Source organism: Clostridium sp. AT4 (assembly GCF_001517625.2).
In the GTDB taxonomy this organism is placed as follows: Bacteria; Bacillota; Clostridia; order Lachnospirales; family Lachnospiraceae; genus Enterocloster.
This window is the reverse complement of sequence record NZ_LN999828.1, coordinates 1,683,549-1,703,314: the sequence shown is the minus strand read 5'-3', so window position 1 is coordinate 1,703,314 and position 19,766 is coordinate 1,683,549. Positions and strand designations below refer to the sequence as shown.

Here is a 19,766-nt window from a genome sequence, read left to right as displayed (position 1 = left end):
CCAAAGCCTATTATGGGAAAATTATGCATATTTTATTTTCATAATGTGAAAGTTATCAATTTATAACAATTTCCATATTTGAAATGGGAATATCAGGTGGCTATAATAGCGTCGAAATGAAAAAGAAACCGTTTTGGAGGAAAGGATGGTGAGATAAGTTGGATCAGCTGGTTGAATCATTGATGGAAGAATTGAATTGTAACACTGTATTTACAATTCCCATATTTGGAGGAATTCAGGTCTTTGAATCTGTGGTGGTAACCTGGATAATCATGGCAGTTCTGATGGGGGCTTCCCTGATCCTGACCAGACATTTGAAGGTCAGGAATATAAGTACACGTCAGGCAGCGCTGGAAAGTGGCTTTTCATTTGTTTACAGCTTCTTTTCAGATCTGCTGGGAGAAGAGGGAAAAGAATATATTCCCTATCTGATCACAGTAGCGGTTTATATTGCAATTGCAAACATGATCGGCCTTTTGGGATTTAAATCTCCCACAAAGGATCTGAATGTAACTGCATCACTGGCGGTTATGAGTATTATTTTAGTAGAGGCTGCAGGAATCCGCAGTAAAGGCGTAAAGGGCTGGATCAGAAGTTTTGCGGAGCCAATACCCATTGTTGCGCCGATTAATGTGCTGGAGCTTTTTATCCGTCCGCTGTCACTGTGCATGCGTTTGTTTGGAAATGTATTGGGAGCAATTGTGGTCATGGCTTTAATAAAGTATCTTGTGCCTCTGGTGCTTCCCCTTCCGTTCAGCGGATATTTTGATATATTTGATGGAGTGATACAGGCATACGTGTTTGTTTTTCTTACATCATTATATATAAAAGAGGCAATTGAATAAACAAAAACAAATAAAAGGAGATTGAAAAAATGTCAGGAATTATCGCAATTGGAGCAGCAGTAGCAGTTATTACAGGAATTGGAGCAGGAATTGGAATCGGTATGGCAACTTCTAAAGCAGTTGATGCAATCGCAAGACAGCCTGAGGCAGACGGTAAGATCACAAAGGCTCTTCTGCTGGGATGTGCCCTTGCAGAGGCTACTGCAATTTATGGTTTTGTTATCGGCCTTCTGATTATCCTGTTTTTAAAGTAAGTTGGAATAGAAAGGCATTTTGAATATGTTAAGAATAAGCGTTTGGAATATTGCTTTTACGATCATTAATATTCTGGTGCTGTTTTTCTTCATGAGGCACTTCCTGATGAAACCTGTCATGGAAATTCTGGAGGAAAGAAAGAAGCTGGTGGAAAAGGATCTGGATGAGGCAGACAGATCAAAAATCCAGGCAGCAGAACTCAAAGAGAGGTATGAGGCATCTCTTGCGGCTGCTGAAAAAGAGGCCGACTGTATCGTAGCAAAGGCCAGGCAGCAGGCGCAGAGTGAATATGAACGTATGATGGAACAGGCAGATCAGGATGCCAGGAAAAAACTGCAGGCTTCTGAAAAGACCATGGAACTGGAACGGGAAAAGGTATTAAATGAATTGAGAACCTCTGTAACAGGACTTGCCATGACAGCTGCCGCAAGGCTTTTGACAGAGAAGAACAGCCCGGAATGGAATAAACGGCAGTATGATGTATTTCTGGCAGGTGAAGGTGAGAAGAATGACTGAACAGACACGGATGTACGGAAGGGTTCTTTATGAATTGCATCTTCCTGAAAAAATGGTATGTGAGATGGTAAAGGTTATTCGGGAAAATCCACTGTTGGTTCAGATCCTGTCAGATCCGGTGCTGCCGTCATTTAAAAAGGACAGAATAATTGAAAAAGTGTGGCGGGCCTCTGAGTTTACGGAAATAGTACCTTCCTTTCTGAAAAAGGTATGTGCAGCAGGCTGTATTGGCAGTATGGATTCCATACTGTCAGTATGGGAACAGTGCCTGAGGGATGAAAAAGGAATTATTCAGGCAGAACTTTTTTACGTTACACCGCCAGATGAGGAGGAACTTCAGAAAATCCGCAGATTTTTGTGTGGAAAATATGGAAAAAAAGAGGTTCAGTTTATACTGGCGTCTGCCCCGGAACTGATCGGAGGTTTTCTTCTTCGAACAGAAAATGTGGAATATGACTATAGTCTGAAAAGCCGGTTAGAAGAACTTTTTGGTATATAGGAGAATAGGAGTTATCATTATGAGTACAATCAGTTCTCAGGAAGTTATCTCCATCGTAAAGGGCGAGATTGAGGATTACGATGCTCATGCAGGCAGAATTCGTGAAACCGGATCTGTAATCTGGGTGGGAGATGGAATTGCCATTGTATATGGAATCGATCACGCTATGTATGGAGAGATTGTGATATTTGAAAACGGTGTTCGCGGTATGGTTCAGGACATTCGTAAAAATGAGATTGGCTGTATCCTTTTTGGAAAAGATACAGGAATTATGGAAGGTACAAAGGTAACAAGGACAAGAAAACGGGCTGGAGTTCCTGTGGGAAGCGGATTTTTAGGCCGTGTCGTCAATGCGCTCGGTGATACTATAGACGGTCTTGGTCCTGTAAAAGAAGAGGATTATTATCCGGTAGAGCGGGAGGCTCCCGGAATAGTGGAAAGAAAATCTGTAAGTGTTCCAATGGAAACGGGTATTCTTGCTATTGATTCCATGTTCCCTATTGGCCGGGGGCAGCGAGAGCTGATTATCGGTGACCGTCAGACTGGGAAAACATCCATTGCGCTGGATACTATTATCAATCAGAAAGGAAAGGATGTAATCTGTATCTATGTTGCTATAGGACAGAAGGCATCTACAGTTGCAAAGCTGGTTAATACTCTGAAAAATAAGGATGCACTGGATTATACGGTGGTGATGGCGTCTACAGCCAGCGATCCGGCTCCTCTGCAGTATATTGCCCCCTACGCAGGAACTGCAATGGCGGAATATTTTATGCATCAGGGAAAAGATGTGCTGATCGTCTATGACGATCTGTCCAAGCATGCTGTAGCGTACAGAGCGCTGTCTCTGCTTTTGGAACGCTCCCCGGGCCGTGAAGCATATCCGGGAGATGTATTCTATCTTCATTCCAGACTTTTGGAACGGTCCTGCCGGTTAAATGACCAGTTTGGAGGAGGGTCGATCACAGCTCTCCCTGTTATAGAAACACAGGCGGGAGACGTGTCAGCTTATATTCCCACTAATGTTATTTCTATTACAGACGGACAGATTTTCCTGGAAAGCGATCTGTTTTTTGCAGGTATGCGTCCGGCAGTGAATGTGGGACTTTCCGTATCACGTGTGGGAGGAGCTGCTCAGACCAAGGCCATGAAAAAGGCCAGCGGAAGTATACGAATTGATCTGGCCCAGTATCGCGAGATGGAGGTTTTTACTCAGTTCAGTTCAGATTTGGATGAGGCTACAAAGGAGCAGCTGGCTTACGGAAAACGTCTGATGGAGCTGTTAAAGCAGCCTTTGGGCCGTCCCTTATCTCTTCATGAACAGGTGATTACGCTGTGTGCCGTGACACATAAGGTCATGCTTACGGCAGAGGTCAGACAGATCAAGGAATTCCAGATGGGAATGCTGGAGTGGTTTGACCGGAAACATCCGGAACTTGGAAATGAGATTGAGGAAACGAAGGTCTTAAGCGATGAGCTTGCAGACAGGATCGTGGCTGCGGCGAACGAGTTTAAGGAGGCAGTATGGCAAACGCAAGAGAGATCCAGAGCCGTATAAAAAGTATTAAGGATACACGCAAGATCACAAATGCCATGTATTTGATCTCATCAACCAAGCTGAAAAAAAGCAGAAAGCTTCTGGCAGATACAGAACCTTATTTTTATACTCTGCAGGGAGTAATACGACGTATTCTGCGTCATATGGAGGTTACAGAGCATCCGTTTTTTGACATGAGAGAAGAGATTCCCAACGGTCAGCGTTCCAGAGGGTTGGTTGTGATCACAGGCGATAAGGGGCTTGCAGGTGCGTATAACCACAATATTCTGAAATTGGCAGGTGAGTGGATGGAAGAAAGCGGGAATAATCACCTGTATGTGGTTGGAGAACTGGGAAGACAGTATTTTTCTGCCCGGCATATTCCCATAGAAGAGCAGTTCCATTATACGGTTCAGAATCCATCCATGCACCGGGCAAGAATGATTGCCTCCCGTGTCCTTCAGGATTTTATGGATAAACGTCTGGATGAAGTCTGGGTTATTTATACAGAAATGGTAAATTCCATGAAAATGGAGGCACGGACAGAACAGCTCCTGCCTCTGAAAAAAGAAGATTTTGGAAGTCTTGTGATTCCGGCGGATACTCATCAGGAGGAGATCCAGATGGTTCCTTCTCCTGAAGCAGTACTGGATCATGTAGTACCCAATTATGTAACCGGCTTTGTATTTGGCGCCCTGGTGGAGTCTTTCTGCAGTGAACAGAATTCACGAATGATGGCTATGCAGTCTGCAAGTGATAATGGGGCAAAGCTGCTGAATGAGCTGGCTGTTGAATATAATCGTGTGCGTCAGGCTGCCATTACTCAGGAAATCACTGAGGTAATAGGCGGAGCCAGATCACAGAGAAAGAAACGATAGGAGGAGCCATGAATAAAGGAAAGATCGTGCAGGTTATGGGACCTGTAGTAGATGTGGCATTTGAGAATGGCGCTCTTCCCCATATTCAGGATGCCCTTGTGACATACAACGAAGGAAAACGCTGTGTAATGGAGGTGGCTCAGCATATTGGCGGAGATGTAGTCCGCTGCGTAATGCTGGCTTCCAGCGAGGGCCTGTATAAGGATATGGAGGTTGAGGCGACCGGAAGAGGGATCTGTGTGCCGGTAGGAGAGAAAACACTGGGACGGCTCTTTAATGTTCTGGGTGAAACAATTGACGGCGGAGAAAGTCTGGAAAAAGAGGAAAAGTGGGTTATTCACAGAGATCCGCCATCCTTTGAAGACCAGAGTCCCGTAGTTGAAATGCTGGAAACAGGAATCAAGGTGATTGACCTTCTTGCTCCGTATGCAAAAGGAGGAAAAATCGGACTTTTTGGCGGCGCCGGAGTAGGAAAGACAGTGCTGATCCAGGAGCTGATCACCAACATAGCAATGGAACATGGCGGATACTCCATTTTTACCGGAGTCGGTGAACGTTCCAGAGAGGGAAATGATCTTTGGACAGAAATGGGAGAATCCGGAGTGCTTAAAAAAACAGCGCTGGTATTTGGACAGATGAACGAGCCGCCGGGGGCCCGTATGAGAGTAGCGGAAACAGGGCTTACCATGGCAGAATACTTCCGCGATGTACAGCATCAGGATGTGCTGCTGTTTATTGATAATATTTTCCGTTTTGTTCAGGCAGGCTCGGAGGTCTCGGCTCTTTTGGGACGTATGCCCTCTGCTGTAGGATATCAGCCGACGCTGGCAACCGATGTAGGCGCACTTCAGGAGCGGATCGCATCTACAAAAAACGGATCTGTTACCTCGGTACAGGCAGTTTATGTGCCTGCAGATGATTTGACAGATCCGGCGCCCGCCACAACCTTTGCCCACCTGGATGCAACTACAGTCCTTTCCAGAAAAATTGTAGAACAGGGAATTTATCCGGCAGTGGATCCTCTGGAATCCACATCGCGTATTCTGGAAGAGGATGTAGTAGGTAAAGAGCATTATGAGGTGGCAAATAAGGTGCAGCAGATGCTTCAGAAATACAAGGAGCTGCAGGACATTATCGCCATCCTCGGTATGGAGGAGTTGTCTGAGGAGGATAAGCTTACGGTAGGGCGCGCCAGAAAAATACAGAGATTTTTGTCTCAGCCCTTCCATGTAGCTGAGAATTTTACCGGTGTTCCGGGAAAATATGTACCTGTTAAGGAAACGGTCCGGGGCTTTAAGATGATCATTGACGGAGAAATGGATTCTTATCCGGAAGCAGCCTTCTTTAATGTGGGAACCATTGATGAAGTGATCGAAAAAGCCAGGTCCATGGAGGAAAAGGAGCGGTAATATGTCAACATTCTGGCTTAAGGTCATCGCAAGTGACCATACGTTTTATAATGGAAACTGTGAAATGCTGGTCGTTCCTGCCCATGATGGGGAATTTGGAATTCTTCCACATATGGAGGCAATGATCCTGGCGATCCGGGAAGGCGTATTGAAATTCCGCATTCCCGGATCCAAGGAGATAGAAGAGGCTGTAGTGGGAACAGGGATTGTTCAGGTAGCGAACAACAGAGTCACTGTTGTTACTGACACAGCAGAGCGGCCGGAGGATATTGACCGGATCAGGGCTGAGCAGGCTTTGGAAAGAGCCAGGGAGCAGCTGCGCCAGAAACAGAGCATTGCGGAATACAAAATGTCTCAGGCGGCCCTGGCGCGGGCCCTGAACAGGCTGCAGGTTAGCCAGAAAAAGGGAACTTATTATAACGGCCTGTAGGAAGATTTATAAGCGGTCTGCACAACGCTCAGATCCAGCGGGAATTGCGAACCAGAAAGCTGCAGAAATCGTTTAATACAGATTTATCCACACTTTTAGGGGATCGGGTAAGCGTGATCTGACGGCGGCACACCTGTCCTTCTATAGGGAGAAGCCTGACGGGGGAACTGCTCTGGGAATTCCATTCGGAGGGGAGAGGTCCCCATGAATACTGGGGCCAGAAGCCGATTCCCATTCCGGCGGCAATCAGATTGCGTACAGACTCAGTTGTGTCACTTTCAAAAACAATTCTGGGTGTAAAGCCAGCCTCCATAAAATAACTGTTGGTAATCTGGCGGATGGGTCTTGATCCTGCCAGACAGATATATCCGGCATCTTTTGTATCTGTCAGCCGTATGGAAGTGCGGTGACCATATGGAGAATGGGTGGGAACTGCAAGGTAAAGGTCTTCTTCCAGCATTACAATGGGCTGTTCGCCTGTGGGCGAAGGAATATCTGCCCGTCGGGCGGAAACACAGAGATCATAGTCATCAGACTGATCAGAAGTCTGATACAGCTGGAAATTCACATCCGGACGGAGACTGCGAAAGGCAATAATCCTGTTGGTGATTAAAGCAGACGCAGATAAAAGACGAAGCCGTATGGTATGAATAGCCTGTTCTCTTCCCATCTGCAGCTCTGCTGCCAGCTGGTCCAGGCTGCTTATAATAGGAATCAGCCGTTTTTGCAGGAAGCGCCCGGCGTCATTTAATTCAATAGAGCGGCTTTTGCGTTCAAACAGAGGAACGCCAAGTTCCGCTTCCAGACGGTGGATTGCCTGAGAAAGAGCGGGCTGGGCAATCTGAAGATGTTCAGCAGCCTTTGTTATATGCTGGTATTCGGCTGCTGTGAGAAAATATCGCAATTGAAGAAGTTCCATATGTATCACCTCAAAAAAATATTTATGAAATATAGCATGAAGAAGCAGATATGTCAATGCACGGACTGCTTCTTTTTGTATGTGTTTTACAGTTTAGCTCACCTTTTAAAAGGAAAACGCTTGACGGATAAGCCAGGTACGGCTAAGATGAACATGAGTGCTGTCTCTGTTTTGAAACAGGATCAGATACAGTAAAGATAGAAAGGTGTGTGTAAAATGTACGAACTGTTATTTTTGAAACCGATTTTCAAAGAGGCCGTATGGGGCGGAAACCGGCTGAAGGATCAGTTTGGCTATGAAATCCCAAGCGACCATACCGGTGAGTGCTGGGCTATCAGTGCTCATGAAAATGGAGACTGTGAAGTGGCAGAGGGAGAATATAAGGGACAGCGTTTGTCTGTCTTATGGGCAGAGCATCCGGAATTATTTGGCAATGAGGATGGGTGTCTGGGAGATCGATTCCCTCTTCTTATAAAGATTATTGATGCAAAGGATGATTTAAGCATCCAGGTTCATCCGGATGATGCATATGCCGCAGCCAATGAAAATGGTTCTCTGGGAAAGACAGAATGCTGGTACATTCTGGATTGTGAGCCGGATACTTCTATTGTTATAGGGCACCATGCAAAAGATAAGGAAGAGCTGAAGCAGATGGTGGAGCAGGGAAATTATTCTCAGCTGATCCGTCAGATCCCGGTTCATAAGGGAGATTTCTTCCAGATCGATCCGGGCTGTGTTCATGCTATCAAAGGCGGTACTGTGATTCTGGAGACGCAGCAGTCCAGTGATGTAACGTATCGTGTGTACGATTATGACAGAAAGTGGAACGGAGCGCCCAGAATGCTCCATGTAAAGGAAAGCCTGGACGTGATCAAGACCCCCTTTGTACCTGCAAAGGATCAGAGAAAATCGTACCATACAGAGGCGGCGGATCAGGAGCATCTGGAAACCTGCCCATTTTATACCGTAGAGAAATTCGAGGTTCATGGCTGCTGGCAGCATAAGTTTTCAGATCGTTTTGCCAATGTGAGCGTTCTGGAAGGAGAAGGAACGGTAGATGGAATTCCGGTAAAGAAGGGAACGCACTTTATTGTCCCGGCAGGTCATAATGTCTGTGAATTTAAGGGAAATATGACTCTTATCTGCTCCTGGATCCCGGCAGAGGCAAAGGAGACAAAAGAGGATCAGATTTCTATCCGTGTTTCAGACTGGAAGGGTCATACCAAGGCATTTGCACAGGATCCGGAGGAAAGCATACTGGCATTTAAGGATGTATATGAGCCGGGAGATATCATTCAGTTTCATTTTCCTGAAACAGAAGGGTATTATATGGTACGTGTAGATGATACCATGGATGAAGCTCTGGTATATATGACAAAGAAGGATCTTACGTTTGAGGTACCGTTTGATGAAAAGAAATTCTCCTACAATCCCAAGAGTTTTACTGGTGTGCGTCATTATCTGACCTGCCGTAAGGCTGCTTCATGGGAAACCGGTATTTATCGTAATCTGGCTAAAAATGTGCTTGATCAGCACGGGGACAGAGGCTGCTATCCTCATGCTTCTGCAAATGTGGAAACAAGAGGGGAGTCTGTTTTTGCAGCCCGTAATGCAATTGATGGCGTAACCGCTACTCTGAGTCACGGAAAATGGCCATATGAGTCCTGGGGCATCAACCGCAGAGATGATGCGGAACTTTTGCTGGAGTTTGGCCGTCCGGTGGACATCGATCAGGTGCGTTTGTGGACCAGAGCTGATTTTCCGCATGATAACTGGTGGGTCAGCGCAGTTCTTACCTTTTCAGACGGCACCAGAGAGGTGGTAAATATGGAAAAGAGCGAGAAGGCTCATACCTTTGCCATTACAAAGAAGGGGATTACCTGGGTACGCCTGTCTGATCTGATCAAGGCAGACGATCCATCTCCATTCCCGGCTTTAACCCAGATTGAGGTTTATGGAAAAGAAGCTTAGGAAGAGCTGTTTCCATATATTTTTAACAGATCTATATAATCTTTAACATGTTTTGGCATATACCTCCCGGGCCGGCAGGCTGCAATGGTTGTGGTAAGGACAGGTTTTTCTCCTACACAATAGCAGCCTGGCCGATCTGAACGAAGAGATGCCATATAGTTGAAATAACTTTCTGGTGCAAAGGCAGCTCCCATTCCGTCCATAGCAAGTTTGATGGACATCTGGCTGTTGCGTGTATGCAGAAGTACCGGAGGATTAATTTCATGCCGGGCGAAGAGATCCCTGGCGATGCCGCCGGTGTTCTGATCCGGATATAAAAGAATAAAATTTTCCTGAGAGAGCTTTTTTAAATCCAGCCATGGATGAGAAAAGCCCTCTTTTTTTTCGGCCTCTTTTTCAAGAGGATGGCCTTCCGGCAGTATCAGTACGATTTCCTCTGTGCGGATAACCTGATAATCTAATAATTTTGGAAAAGTATGTACATTATAAATTGTAAGGTCAATAGAGGTATTTTTCAGCGTCTGTTCAGCGACAAAGCTGACTTCCTCCATAATGTTAATTGTCACATGAGGATAGCGCCGGTGGAATTCCATCAGAGTAGGCTGCAGTAAAGTGCTTCCGAGCATGATGGGAATGGCAATATTGAGCCGTCCATGGGCTCTTCGGGTAATATCTTCATATTCCTGATCCCATTCCTGGCCAAAGGCTGCGATCTGTTCGGCATAGTATAGATAGCGTTCTCCCATATAAGTAGGGATGTATCCCTGTTCCAGACGGGAAAAGAGGGGGGAGCCAAGCTGCTGTTCCAGATTCTTGAGGTATTTGCTGAGAGAAGGCTGGGAGATAAACAGGGCTTTTGCTGCTTTTCCGATGCTTTTATAGTGTGCAATAGCCAGAATGTAGCGTGCTTCTTTTAAATCCATGGATTAACCTCCTTTTTAATCAGTATATCATAGCTTTACTGCATAAAAAATATAGAAATTATGTATTGGACGGAATGTATATTACTTTTTATAATAAATTCAGAATTAAAAATTAGTATAATTAATGAATATATTCAGAATGGAGGAAGAACATGAAGAAAAGCAGTACATGGATGATGCTGGCTCCCGGGCTGATCATTTTGCTGTTGTGTCTGGGTCTGCCCCTTATAAGTGTGCTGGCCCCTACATTTACAGCAGGACAATATCCTCTCAGTGCGTATGTGGAGTTTTTTCAGGATGAGTACTACAGAAAAATTCTGTTTCGCACCCTGAAAATTGCAGTTATTACCACAGGGATCTGCATGGCAGGAGGGATTCCCACCGCATATTTTATAAGCCGGTGTGATAAAAAATGGAGAGGTCTTCTTCTGGCAGCATCCATTTTTCCAATGATGACAAATTCTGTGATCCGAAGTTTTGCCTGGATCAATATTTTAGGAAGCAACGGTATAATCAACCGCATTCTGCTGGCTCTCAATGTAGCTGATAAGCCCATGAAGCTTCTTTATACAGATTTTGCTATTATTATCGGTTCTGTGTATCTGTTTCTTCCTCTTATGATCGTTACGGTTACAGGTGTAATGGAGAATATAGATGATGATATGATGGAGGCGGCTCAGAGTCTGGGAGCAGGACGATTTGAGGCTTTTATGAAAGTGATTTTCCCTATGAGTCTTCCGGGAATTATAGTAGGAGGTATCCTTGTTTTCACAGGAACCCTCACTGCATATACAACACCTCAGCTACTTGGAGGAAACAGCAATATGGTTCTGGCAACTCTGATTTATCAGAGAGCCATGTCTGTAGGGGATTGGAACGGGGCTTCTGCAGTAGCGCTGATTATGATCGTAATTACTCTTATAGTAATCAGGGGCTTTAATGCTCTGGCAGCAAGATTGGATAAAAGAGGAGGAAAATAATGAAAAAGAACCGTTGGCTGACAGTTTACGCTGTCCTGGTATTTTTGTTTTTGATGATCCCTCTGGTGATTATTACCGTTACGGCTTTTGGAGGAGGAAGTGCGATTACATTTCCAATTGATTCTTTTTCCCTAAAATGGTTTGGAAATGTTTTTGCTTTGAAGTCTTTCCGGCGTTCCTTTCTGACCAGTCTGGAAGTGGCATTCCTTGCAACCTTTATTGCTCTTTTGGTGGGAATTCCTGCAGCATACGCACTGGCACGGTCAGGAATCCGCGGAAAACAGCTTCTGCAATCCGTATTTTTGTCTCCAACCATTGTTCCTGGGATTGTAGTAGGTTTTATCCTGTATCAGTTCCTGATCCTGACTTTCCGCCTTCCGGTTATGGCAAGTCTTCTGGCAGGCCATTTTCTTGTAACTCTGCCTTATGTAATCCGTGTAGTTGGTTCTGCTATGGAGCAGTTTGATTTTTCTATTGAAGAAGCTGCCTGGAGTCTGGGATGTCCTAAGGGAGCAGCATTTTTTAAAGTGGTTCTCCCCAATGTAACCTCCGGTATTTCATCTGCTTTTATGCTGGCTTTTATCAACTCATTTAATAATATTCCTGTATCCATGTTTTTAACGGGTCCCGGTGTCAGCACCTTCCCGGCAACACTGATGAATTATATTGAATACAATTATGACCCTACGGTGTCCGCTGTTTCTGTGCTTTTAATGGCAGCTACTGTACTTATTATGGTGATCGTGGACAGGACCCTGGGAATTGCTTCACTGGCAAAATAGGAGGATAAGAAAATGGCATTTATGACATTAGAGAAAATCGGCGTCAGCTATGATAAGAAAAAACAGATCTTAAAGGGCCTGGATCTGTCTGTGGAAAAAGGCGAGCTGGTATCACTCCTTGGTCCCAGCGGATGCGGAAAGACTACGACTCTTCGGGTAGTGGCCGGCTTTATTGAACCAGGTGAAGGAACCTTTACACTGGACGGAGAAGATATGACAAAGGTTCCGGTACACAAGCGAAATTTTGGAATAGTATTTCAAAGCTATGCCCTTTTTCCGCATCTGACGGTATATGATAATGTGGCTTTTGGACTGCGTACGCGCAAGATGGATAAGGCACAGATTGACAGAAAGGTAAAAGAGATTCTGGAGGTTTGCGGCCTGACAGAGCTGTCTGGCCGTTTTCCGAGAGAAATGTCCGGTGGACAAAGACAGAGAGTTGCTCTTGCGAGAGCACTGGTAATCGAACCTAAGCTTCTTCTTTTAGATGAGCCCCTGAGTAATCTTGATGCAAAACTTCGCATCAGTATGAGAGTCGAAATTAAGCGCCTTCAGAAAAAACTGGGAATTACTACTTTGTTTGTTACTCACGATCAGGAAGAATGTTTCTCTATTTCTGATAAAGTGGCTGTTATGAATGGAGGGATCATCGAACAGTATGACACACCGGAACAGATTTACAGACAGCCTGCCACAGAGTTTGTAGCCCGGTTTATTGGATTTGAAAATTTCCTGAATATGGAAAGATGTGAGGACGGAAGTTATCTTGCAGGCGGTCAGAGCCGTTTCTGTTCTTTTATGGAATGTCCGGAAGGAGGATTTACAGGAACGATCAGACCGGATGATATCCGTATTGCAGAACCGGATCAGCAGGAAAATGTTATTACCGGAAGAATCGGCGTTCGCACCTTTCTTGGAAAGAGCTATCAGTATGAAGTGGAAACAGCTGCTGGTGTTCTGAAGGTTAACATGAATACGGAATGTATCTATGCTGAGGGGGATCAGATTCGTCTGTATCTTCCTGAGGATAAGCTGGTTCTGGTACGGCGGTAAAAAGCAGAAAATTGAAATTATTATAAAAGGAGAAAAAAGATGAAAAAGAGAGTATTAGCAGCAGTCTGCATGGCAGCTATGGCAGTAACAGCCTGTTCCGGTGGAGCAGAAGGAGAAGGTGCACAGGCAGGTGGAAAGCAGAAACTGGTTCTGTCTACGTATGGTTTGAGTGAGGATATTTCAGCAGAGGAGGTTTATGCTCCTTTTGAAGAGCAGTTTAACTGCCAGATTGTGACAGAAACCGGAGGAACCAATGACAGATATACTAAGCTGAAGGCAGACAGTGAAACTACGATTGATGTAATTGAACTGTCTCAGGCTATGGCTGCCAAGGGTGCAGAGGAAGGTTTGTTTGAGACCATTGATTTAAGTAAAATTGAACATGCCTCTGATCTGATCGCGGCAGCAAAGACGCTGGCTGACAATGGTCAGGGTGTTCCTTATACTATTAACAGTATTGGGATTATGTATAATCCGGAAGCAGTAGGGTTTGAGATTACAGGCTTTGATGATCTGTGGAAGCCGGAACTGGCAGGTATGGTATCTATTCCCGAGATTACTACAACCTTCGGACCGGCTATGGTATATATGGCCAGTGATCATGCAGGAGTTGATATTAAAACCGATAACGGAGAGGCTGCTTTTAAGGCACTGGAGGAGTTAAAGCCAAATCTGGTAAAAACATATGCCAAATCCTCAGACCTGATCAACATGTTTACGTCCGGTGAAGTAGCAGCTGCTGTAGTGGGAGACTTTGGTGTTCCGACGATTAAGGCAGCAAATCCTGATCTTGTATACGTAACTCCGGAAGGAACCTATGCGAATTTTAACACCATCAGTATTACGAAGAATTGCCAGAATAAAGAACTGGCTTATGAGTATTTAAATTACCGTTTAAGTGCAGAGCTTCAGTCTAAGACAGGAAAAGCCTTAAATGAGGCTCCAACGAATAAAACAGTTACGTTTACAGAGGAGGAGTCCCAAAATATGACATACGGTCCGGCAGCAGAAAAAGCAAAAGTTCTGGACTATGGCTTTGTTAATCCTCTTTTAAATCAGTGGATCGATCAGTGGAACAGAATTATCAATAACTAAAGGAGCAGGAACTATGTCCCCGGATTATATTATAAGAAATGTCAATATCTACCAGACTTTCCGTCAGTGTTTTGAACTCCGGGATGCAGCTGTAAAGGACGGCCGTTTTTATGCCGTCCTTCCTGTTAATTCGGGTGTTTATCCCGAAGGCGTTCCCGTCTATGATGCGCAGGGGCGTTATATGATCCCGGGGCTGATTGATATTCATATGCATATAGAAAGCTCCATGACCTGTCCGTCCCGTTTCGGACCGCTGGCTCTGTCTCATGGGACTACAACGATAGTGGCAGATGCACATGAGATTGCCAATGTGTTCGGCATGAAAGGGATTGCGGAATTTCAATCTCAGAAAACAGAAATGGATATTTTCTGGGCTATTCCTTCCAGCGTTCCGGCTACAGATACAGCTTTGGAAACATCTGGAGCCACTATTACACCTGAGGATGCAGCAGCTCTTTTGGAGGACAGAAATATCCTTTGTCTGGGAGAAGTGATGAATTTTAAGCAGCTGGCTCCTGAAGATGACAGAGATACGCCGATTCGGCAGATGATTCGTCTGTGTCGGAAGAAAAGAGGAAGGGATATCCGTTTGGAGGGACATTGCCCCAGAATTTCCGGTGCTGACTTAAACCGGTTTATTTATGAAGGAATTGATGCGGATCATACTCAGCAGACTCCCGAGTCTGTTCTGGAAAAGACAGATCTTGGAATGTTTCTGGAACTGCAGAGAAAATCCCTGACGCCCGAGGTGGTAGAAACGCTGAACCATTATAATCTGTACGAAAATACTGCACTTGTAACGGATGATGTTATGCCGGATCAGCTTTTGAAGGGGCATCTGAATCAGATTGTGCGGACAGCTGTTCTGGCAGGAATGCCGGTGGAAAAGGCAATTTACTGTGCCACTTATACACCGGCCAGAAGAATGCATCTGGATGACAGAGGAATGATTGGTCCGGGAAAACTGGCTGATTTTGTGTTCCTTAAAGATCTGGATACCATGGAACCGGAAGCAGTGGTGAAAGAAGGACGCCTTGCCTGGATTGAGGGAGATTCCCGCTGCGGTATGGAAGAAGAAACGAACTTTCCGGAGCATTTTTATCATTCCGTCCACTGCAGGCCGGCTGTACTGGAGGATTTCATCTTGAAAGCACCGGTGAAATTTGGGCATGTTACAGCCAATGTGATGCAGATTAATACATTCGGAACAGCAACCCGACACATAAAGCGTCAGCTTCCGGTAAAGGATGGAATTGTCTGCTGGCAGGAAGCAGGGCTGAGTCTGGCAGTTCTCTATGAGCGCCACGGAAAAAATGGAAATATAGGTTACGGACTTGTGGAAGGAGCATTTGCAAAGAAGGGAGCTGCAGCTACAACCTGGTGTCATGACAGTCATAATCTGCTGGTTTTAGGAACTTCTCCTGAGGATATGGTTTTGGCTCAGAAACGTATTTTAGAGCTTGAGGGAGGATACTGTATTTTTTCAGACGGCTGTTGTCTGGGGCAGGTACAGCTGAATGTGGCAGGAATTATAAATGAAGGTTCTCTTGAAAAACTTTCCTGTGAACTGGGACAGATAAGAAAGAGCATGGCTTCTCTGGGATATAAAAATAATAATGAAATCATGTCCATGTCTACTCTGGCGCTTCCTGTTTCCCCGGCATTAAAGCTTACAGACAGAGGATTGCTGGATGTAAAAACCCAGAAACAAGTAGAGCTTATCGAGGTATAAAGATGAAAACCATAATCACTAACTCTATTATCATTACAATGAATTCTGATATGGAGGTGTTTCCTGACGGCTATGTGAAAATAGAAGGTACGAAGATTCTGGAGACAGGGCCTTCCTGTGATCTGAAGGAGACAACAGAAGAATTAAGAGCTGCTGGCTGGCAGATAAAAGACGGAAAAAGAGGAATTCTTATGCCTGGTATGGTTAATACACACTGCCATCTGGGAATGATTCCATTTCGGGGACTGGGCGATGACTGTAAAGACCGGCTTCGTGTGTTTCTGCTTCCAATGGAGCAGAAGGCTATGAGCCGGAGAATGGCAGCACTTTCCAGCCGCTATGCAATTTGCGAGCTGCTGCTGTCCGGAGTTACTTCCGTAATGGATATGTATTATTTTGAGGCTGCTGTAGCTCAGGTTATGGATCAGACAGGAATCAGGGGAATTGCCGGACAGACATTAATGGATGAAGGCGGATGTGACGCTTCTGATGCAGATCAGTCTCTGAGTATGGCAAAAGAACTGATAGAAACATACAGAATGCATCCACGTATCAGTGGATGTGCTGCACCTCATGCTACTAATACCTGCAGTCCGCAGATTCTGAAAAAAGCCTGGGAACTTGATACTGCCAATCAGGTACCATTTACTCTTCATGCAGCAGAAATGGATTACGAGATGACCTGGCTGGCACAAACACGGGGCTGTACGCCGGTTGGATACCTGGATCAGCTGGGGGTCCTTTCGGATCAAACGGCTGCAGCTCACTGCATCCATCTGACGGATCGTGACATAGAAATTTTAAGGCAGAGAGGAAGCGGAGTGTGTCACTGTATCGGCTCCAATGCCAAGGCGGCGAAGGGAGTAGCACCGGTGCTTAAGCTGTTAAAGGAAGGTGTTTCGGTAGGCCTTGGAACAGATGGACCGGCCAGCGGCAATACTCTGGATCTCTTTACGCAGATGCGTTTGTGCGCCGGATTTCAGAAAAACGACAGCCATGATAGAAGTGCCATGCCTGCAAAAGATATTGTTTCCATGGCGACCCGTCAGGGAGCCAGGGTTCTGGGACTGGAAGAAAAAACAGGTTCTATTGAACCTGGCAAAGAAGCAGACCTGGTACTGGTGGAAACAGATTCTCCCAATATGTTTCCTGTTTACGATCCCTATTCTGCCCTGGTTTACAGTGCCAATGCATCCAATGTGAGAGATGTATATGTGGCAGGTACCTGCCTGGTTCAGGATAAAAAATTGGTTTATGAGGATTTTGAGTCGATCAGAAGAGAACTTTCAGACTGTATGGGAAGAAGTGCCTTTGGCGAGATGCAGGAGCTGCATCGGCTGTAAAAAAATTGACAGAAAAAATGATTTCCATTAAACTGTAAATACTCATTAAAAACACAACAGGAGAATGAACGAATGAATCTGAAAACAGTATCGGAAATCAAGGGTACAAATCAGAATAAAACAGGAGAACGGGAACTGCTGGCAGTCAGTTTTGGAACCAGCTACAAAAACACAAGAGAAAGAACCATTGAAGCCATAGAAAGAGATATGGAGAGCGCTATGCCGGAATATATCCTGCATCGGGCTTTTACAAGTCAGATTATTATTAACCGGGTAAAACAAAAAGAAAATCTGGTTATTGATAATGTAAGAGATGCTTTAAAGCATGCGGTAGAGAATGGTGTAAAAACACTGATCATTCAGCCTACACATATGATGAAGGGATTTGAATACCAGGATCTGGCTGAAGAAGCATCGGAGTACAGGGCATTATTTGAATACATGGCTGTGGGAGAGCCGCTTTTGACATCAGAGGAAGATTTTGAAACAGTGATCCGCGCTATTACCGAAGATACAAAGGAATATGATGATGGTGAGACAGCTGTTTGCTTTATGGGACACGGTACAGAGGCAGAAGCTAATCAGGTATATAAAAAGCTTCAGAGTATTCTCCTGCAAAAGGGGTTTACGAATTATTATATAGGGACTGTAGAAGCGGAGCCGTCTATTGAAGATGTACTCAGGGAAGTGAAAAAAGGATCCTATAAGAAGGTTGTACTTCAGCCGCTTATGATCGTGGCAGGAGACCATGCAAACAATGATATGGCAGGAGACGAAGAAGGATCCTGGAAAAGGAAATTTGAAAGGGCCGGATATGAAGTCAGCTGTGTTTTAAAAGGACTGGGAGAAATTGAACTGATACGGCATCTGTTTGTCAGTCATGCAAAAGCAGCCGGAGAGCTGTTTTTGCCGGAAACAGGAAAAGAGTAACAAAAATTGATGTATTTCATACATAAACCTGATAGTAAATTTTACATTTCCTTTCTATACTTATATTTATCAGGGAATAGCAGGCCTGAAAACTAAAAGAAGAAGGGAAATGTTATGAAAAAGAAGAGAGTTATGGCCGGAATTCTGGTCGGAGCGTTGGCTGTAGGCGGTCATCAGGTGTGGGCTGCGACTGTCCATTACAATGACTCATCCGTAACCGGAGGGAGTGCAGAATGGCAGGCGTGGACCAGACAGTGGGAGCAGATGGCAAATGACTATACTCAGGTATCCCTTACTCCGGGAGCGGCAGCGTCTCAGCTGAATTTTGCATGGTATAGCGAGGGCGAAAATGCAACTCCGGTGGTATATTTTGGAATGGACGCAGATGACTTAATGGCCTGGGAAGGTCAGGCATCTGGTGTGGATACAAACCTTACAGGTGGAAAAGTTTATTCTTACAATTATGTGACTGTAGACGGACTGAAAGAGAACAGTACATATTACTATTCTGTTGAAAAAAACGGCGTCAGGACTCCGGCAGAGGTTTATAAAACGGGCAGCTTCAGCAATGTAAATATTCTTTACGTCGGCGATCCGCAGGTGGGCGCTTCAAAGGGACAGCCCCAGGGAGAGGGTAAGCTGTCAGCGGATCCAGGCGCAGCGAACACTGCGGCCCGTAATGATGGATTTGGCTGGGATCGTACGCTGGATATTGCCCTGGCAGAAAACCCTGATCTTAATTTTGTGATTTCTGCTGGTGATCAGGTGAATAAAACCGGAAAGCCTAAGGAAGAAGAGTATGCTGCATACCTATCCGCAAGCGCGTTAAAGAGCCTTCCGGTAGCCACTACCATCGGAAACCATGACTCTTTAAATAAAGACTACAGCTATCATTTTAATAATCCCAATCCTACCAATTTAGGCATGACTGAGGCCGGCGGGGATTATTACTATACATATGGCCCGGGTTTGTTTATTGTTTTAAATACGAATAATTACAATGTGGCAGAACATGAGCAGGCCATTAAACAGGCGGTAGAGAATTTCCCTGATACAAAGTGGCGTATTGTTACGATCCATCAGGATATTTACGGATCCGGTCTGGATCATTCCGATACAGACGGTATGATCCTCCGTACTCAGCTGACGCCTGTATTTGACAAATATGATGTAGATGTGGTTTTGCAGGGACATGACCATACATACAGCCGTTCTAAGCTGCTTTATGGGGATGGAAAAACGCATGGCGCGTATGAATTCCGTCTGGATGAAACAGGCAGTGACTATGACTGGGATCACGCCTATAATGTAAATACAGATGAGTCTATTGCGCTGTATCCGGAGGATGAGCCGTCGGCAGCCTTAAAGGAAGCCTTTGCCCAGGATAACCATTGTTATACGATCGAAGGTTCCGGTCAGTCCGTTGTAACAAATCCTAAGGGAACGCTGTATATGACGGCTAACTCTGCATCCGGATCCAAATATTATGAGCTTACAAATACCCAGCAGGATTATATTGAGGTAAGAAGCCAGAACTGGCTCCCCAGCTATTCTGTGATCAATCTTACTTATGATGATTTCAAGATTACCAGTTATCAGATTACGGATAATGGAAAGGTAGAGACAATAGACAATACCTTTACCATTCACAAGACAGGCAGCAGATAAC

General features: G+C 45.0%; 19 protein-coding genes. 17 read left to right on the top strand and 2 right to left on the bottom strand.

Annotated elements, in window-relative coordinates:
- The first annotated feature begins 182 nt into the window (after positions 1-182).
- From BN3656_RS14230 to atpC, 8 genes are read left to right on the top strand one after another with little or no spacing between them, the layout of a single operon-like run.
- Positions 183-845 carry a F0F1 ATP synthase subunit A gene (locus tag BN3656_RS14230; protein ID WP_347461185.1) on the top strand — a complete coding sequence of 221 codons (663 nt, stop codon included), beginning with the start codon at positions 183-185 and terminating at the stop codon, positions 843-845.
- 29 nt (positions 846-874) lie between these two features.
- Positions 875-1,099, top strand: coding sequence for an ATP synthase F0 subunit C (gene atpE / locus BN3656_RS14225; RefSeq protein WP_066549462.1), 225 nt, complete (start codon positions 875-877; stop codon positions 1,097-1,099).
- Between the two features lie 25 nt (positions 1,100-1,124).
- The gene (gene atpF, locus BN3656_RS14220) at positions 1,125-1,616 is read left to right on the top strand and encodes a F0F1 ATP synthase subunit B (protein ID WP_066549460.1); all 492 of its coding nucleotides are present in this window, start codon (positions 1,125-1,127) and stop codon (positions 1,614-1,616) included.
- Complete coding sequence (locus BN3656_RS14215) at positions 1,609-2,115, top strand: F0F1 ATP synthase subunit delta (protein ID WP_066549458.1); 507 nt, start codon at positions 1,609-1,611, stop codon at positions 2,113-2,115. The genes atpF and BN3656_RS14215 overlap by 8 nt, the downstream gene beginning before the upstream one ends.
- A gap of 19 nt (positions 2,116-2,134) precedes the next feature.
- Complete coding sequence (gene atpA, locus BN3656_RS14210; protein WP_066549456.1) at positions 2,135-3,673, top strand: F0F1 ATP synthase subunit alpha; 1,539 nt, start codon at positions 2,135-2,137, stop codon at positions 3,671-3,673.
- On the top strand, positions 3,640-4,530 hold the full coding sequence (atpG, locus tag BN3656_RS14205) for an ATP synthase F1 subunit gamma (RefSeq protein WP_066549452.1): 891 nt from the start codon (positions 3,640-3,642) through the stop codon (positions 4,528-4,530). The genes atpA and atpG overlap by 34 nt, the downstream gene beginning before the upstream one ends.
- A gap of 8 nt (positions 4,531-4,538) precedes the next feature.
- Complete coding sequence (gene atpD / locus BN3656_RS14200; protein WP_066549451.1) at positions 4,539-5,939, top strand: F0F1 ATP synthase subunit beta; 1,401 nt, start codon at positions 4,539-4,541, stop codon at positions 5,937-5,939.
- A gap of 1 nt (position 5,940) precedes the next feature.
- Positions 5,941-6,369: an ATP synthase F1 subunit epsilon gene (gene atpC / locus BN3656_RS14195; RefSeq protein WP_066549450.1), complete on the top strand. Its 429-nt coding sequence runs from the start codon at positions 5,941-5,943 to the stop codon at positions 6,367-6,369.
- Positions 6,370-6,397: 28 nt separating this feature from the next.
- On the opposite strand, the gene BN3656_RS14190 is transcribed toward atpC, so the two are convergent.
- On the bottom strand, positions 6,398-7,288 hold the full coding sequence (locus BN3656_RS14190) for a LysR family transcriptional regulator (RefSeq protein WP_066549448.1): 891 nt from the start codon (positions 7,286-7,288) through the stop codon (positions 6,398-6,400).
- A 216-nt stretch (positions 7,289-7,504) separates the two neighbouring features.
- Here BN3656_RS14190 and BN3656_RS17140 point away from each other — a divergent pair, with 216 nt between their 5' ends.
- A complete protein-coding gene (locus BN3656_RS17140; RefSeq protein WP_331467916.1) occupies positions 7,505-9,259 on the top strand; it encodes a type I phosphomannose isomerase catalytic subunit in 1,755 nt (584 codons plus the stop codon).
- Here the strand turns inward: BN3656_RS17140 and BN3656_RS14170 are convergent.
- Positions 9,256-10,182: a LysR family transcriptional regulator gene (locus BN3656_RS14170; protein ID WP_066549441.1), complete on the bottom strand. Its 927-nt coding sequence runs from the start codon at positions 10,180-10,182 to the stop codon at positions 9,256-9,258. The two genes, BN3656_RS17140 and BN3656_RS14170, sit on opposite strands and share 4 nt — an antisense overlap.
- A 152-nt stretch (positions 10,183-10,334) precedes the next feature.
- Here BN3656_RS14170 and BN3656_RS14165 point away from each other — a divergent pair, with 152 nt between their 5' ends.
- The 8 genes from BN3656_RS14165 to BN3656_RS14130 all read left to right on the top strand — a co-directional run bounded on the left by BN3656_RS14165 (position 10,335) and on the right by BN3656_RS14130 (position 19,765).
- Positions 10,335-11,162, top strand: a complete 828-nt coding sequence (locus BN3656_RS14165; RefSeq protein ID WP_066549439.1) for an ABC transporter permease — start codon at positions 10,335-10,337, stop codon at positions 11,160-11,162.
- On the top strand, positions 11,162-11,944 hold the full coding sequence (locus BN3656_RS14160) for an ABC transporter permease (RefSeq protein ID WP_066549438.1): 783 nt from the start codon (positions 11,162-11,164) through the stop codon (positions 11,942-11,944). The genes BN3656_RS14165 and BN3656_RS14160 overlap by 1 nt, the downstream gene beginning before the upstream one ends.
- A 12-nt stretch (positions 11,945-11,956) precedes the next feature.
- Positions 11,957-12,997: an ABC transporter ATP-binding protein gene (locus BN3656_RS14155; RefSeq protein ID WP_066549437.1), complete on the top strand. Its 1,041-nt coding sequence runs from the start codon at positions 11,957-11,959 to the stop codon at positions 12,995-12,997.
- Positions 12,998-13,036: 39 nt separating this feature from the next.
- Positions 13,037-14,092 (top strand): ABC transporter substrate-binding protein, encoded by a 1,056-nt coding sequence (locus BN3656_RS14150; protein WP_066549430.1) that lies wholly within the window; start codon positions 13,037-13,039, stop codon positions 14,090-14,092.
- Between the two features lie 13 nt (positions 14,093-14,105).
- Positions 14,106-15,824, top strand: a complete 1,719-nt coding sequence (locus BN3656_RS14145) for an adenine deaminase C-terminal domain-containing protein (RefSeq protein WP_066549427.1) — start codon at positions 14,106-14,108, stop codon at positions 15,822-15,824.
- Positions 15,825-15,826: 2 nt separating this feature from the next.
- Positions 15,827-17,167: an amidohydrolase gene (locus BN3656_RS14140; protein WP_066549425.1), complete on the top strand. Its 1,341-nt coding sequence runs from the start codon at positions 15,827-15,829 to the stop codon at positions 17,165-17,167.
- Between the two features lie 72 nt (positions 17,168-17,239).
- Positions 17,240-18,097 (top strand): sirohydrochlorin cobaltochelatase, encoded by an 858-nt coding sequence (locus tag BN3656_RS14135; RefSeq protein ID WP_066549423.1) that lies wholly within the window; start codon positions 17,240-17,242, stop codon positions 18,095-18,097.
- Between the two features lie 114 nt (positions 18,098-18,211).
- Positions 18,212-19,765 (top strand): metallophosphoesterase family protein, encoded by a 1,554-nt coding sequence (locus BN3656_RS14130; protein WP_066549421.1) that lies wholly within the window; start codon positions 18,212-18,214, stop codon positions 19,763-19,765.
- Position 19,766: the final 1 nt, after the last annotated feature.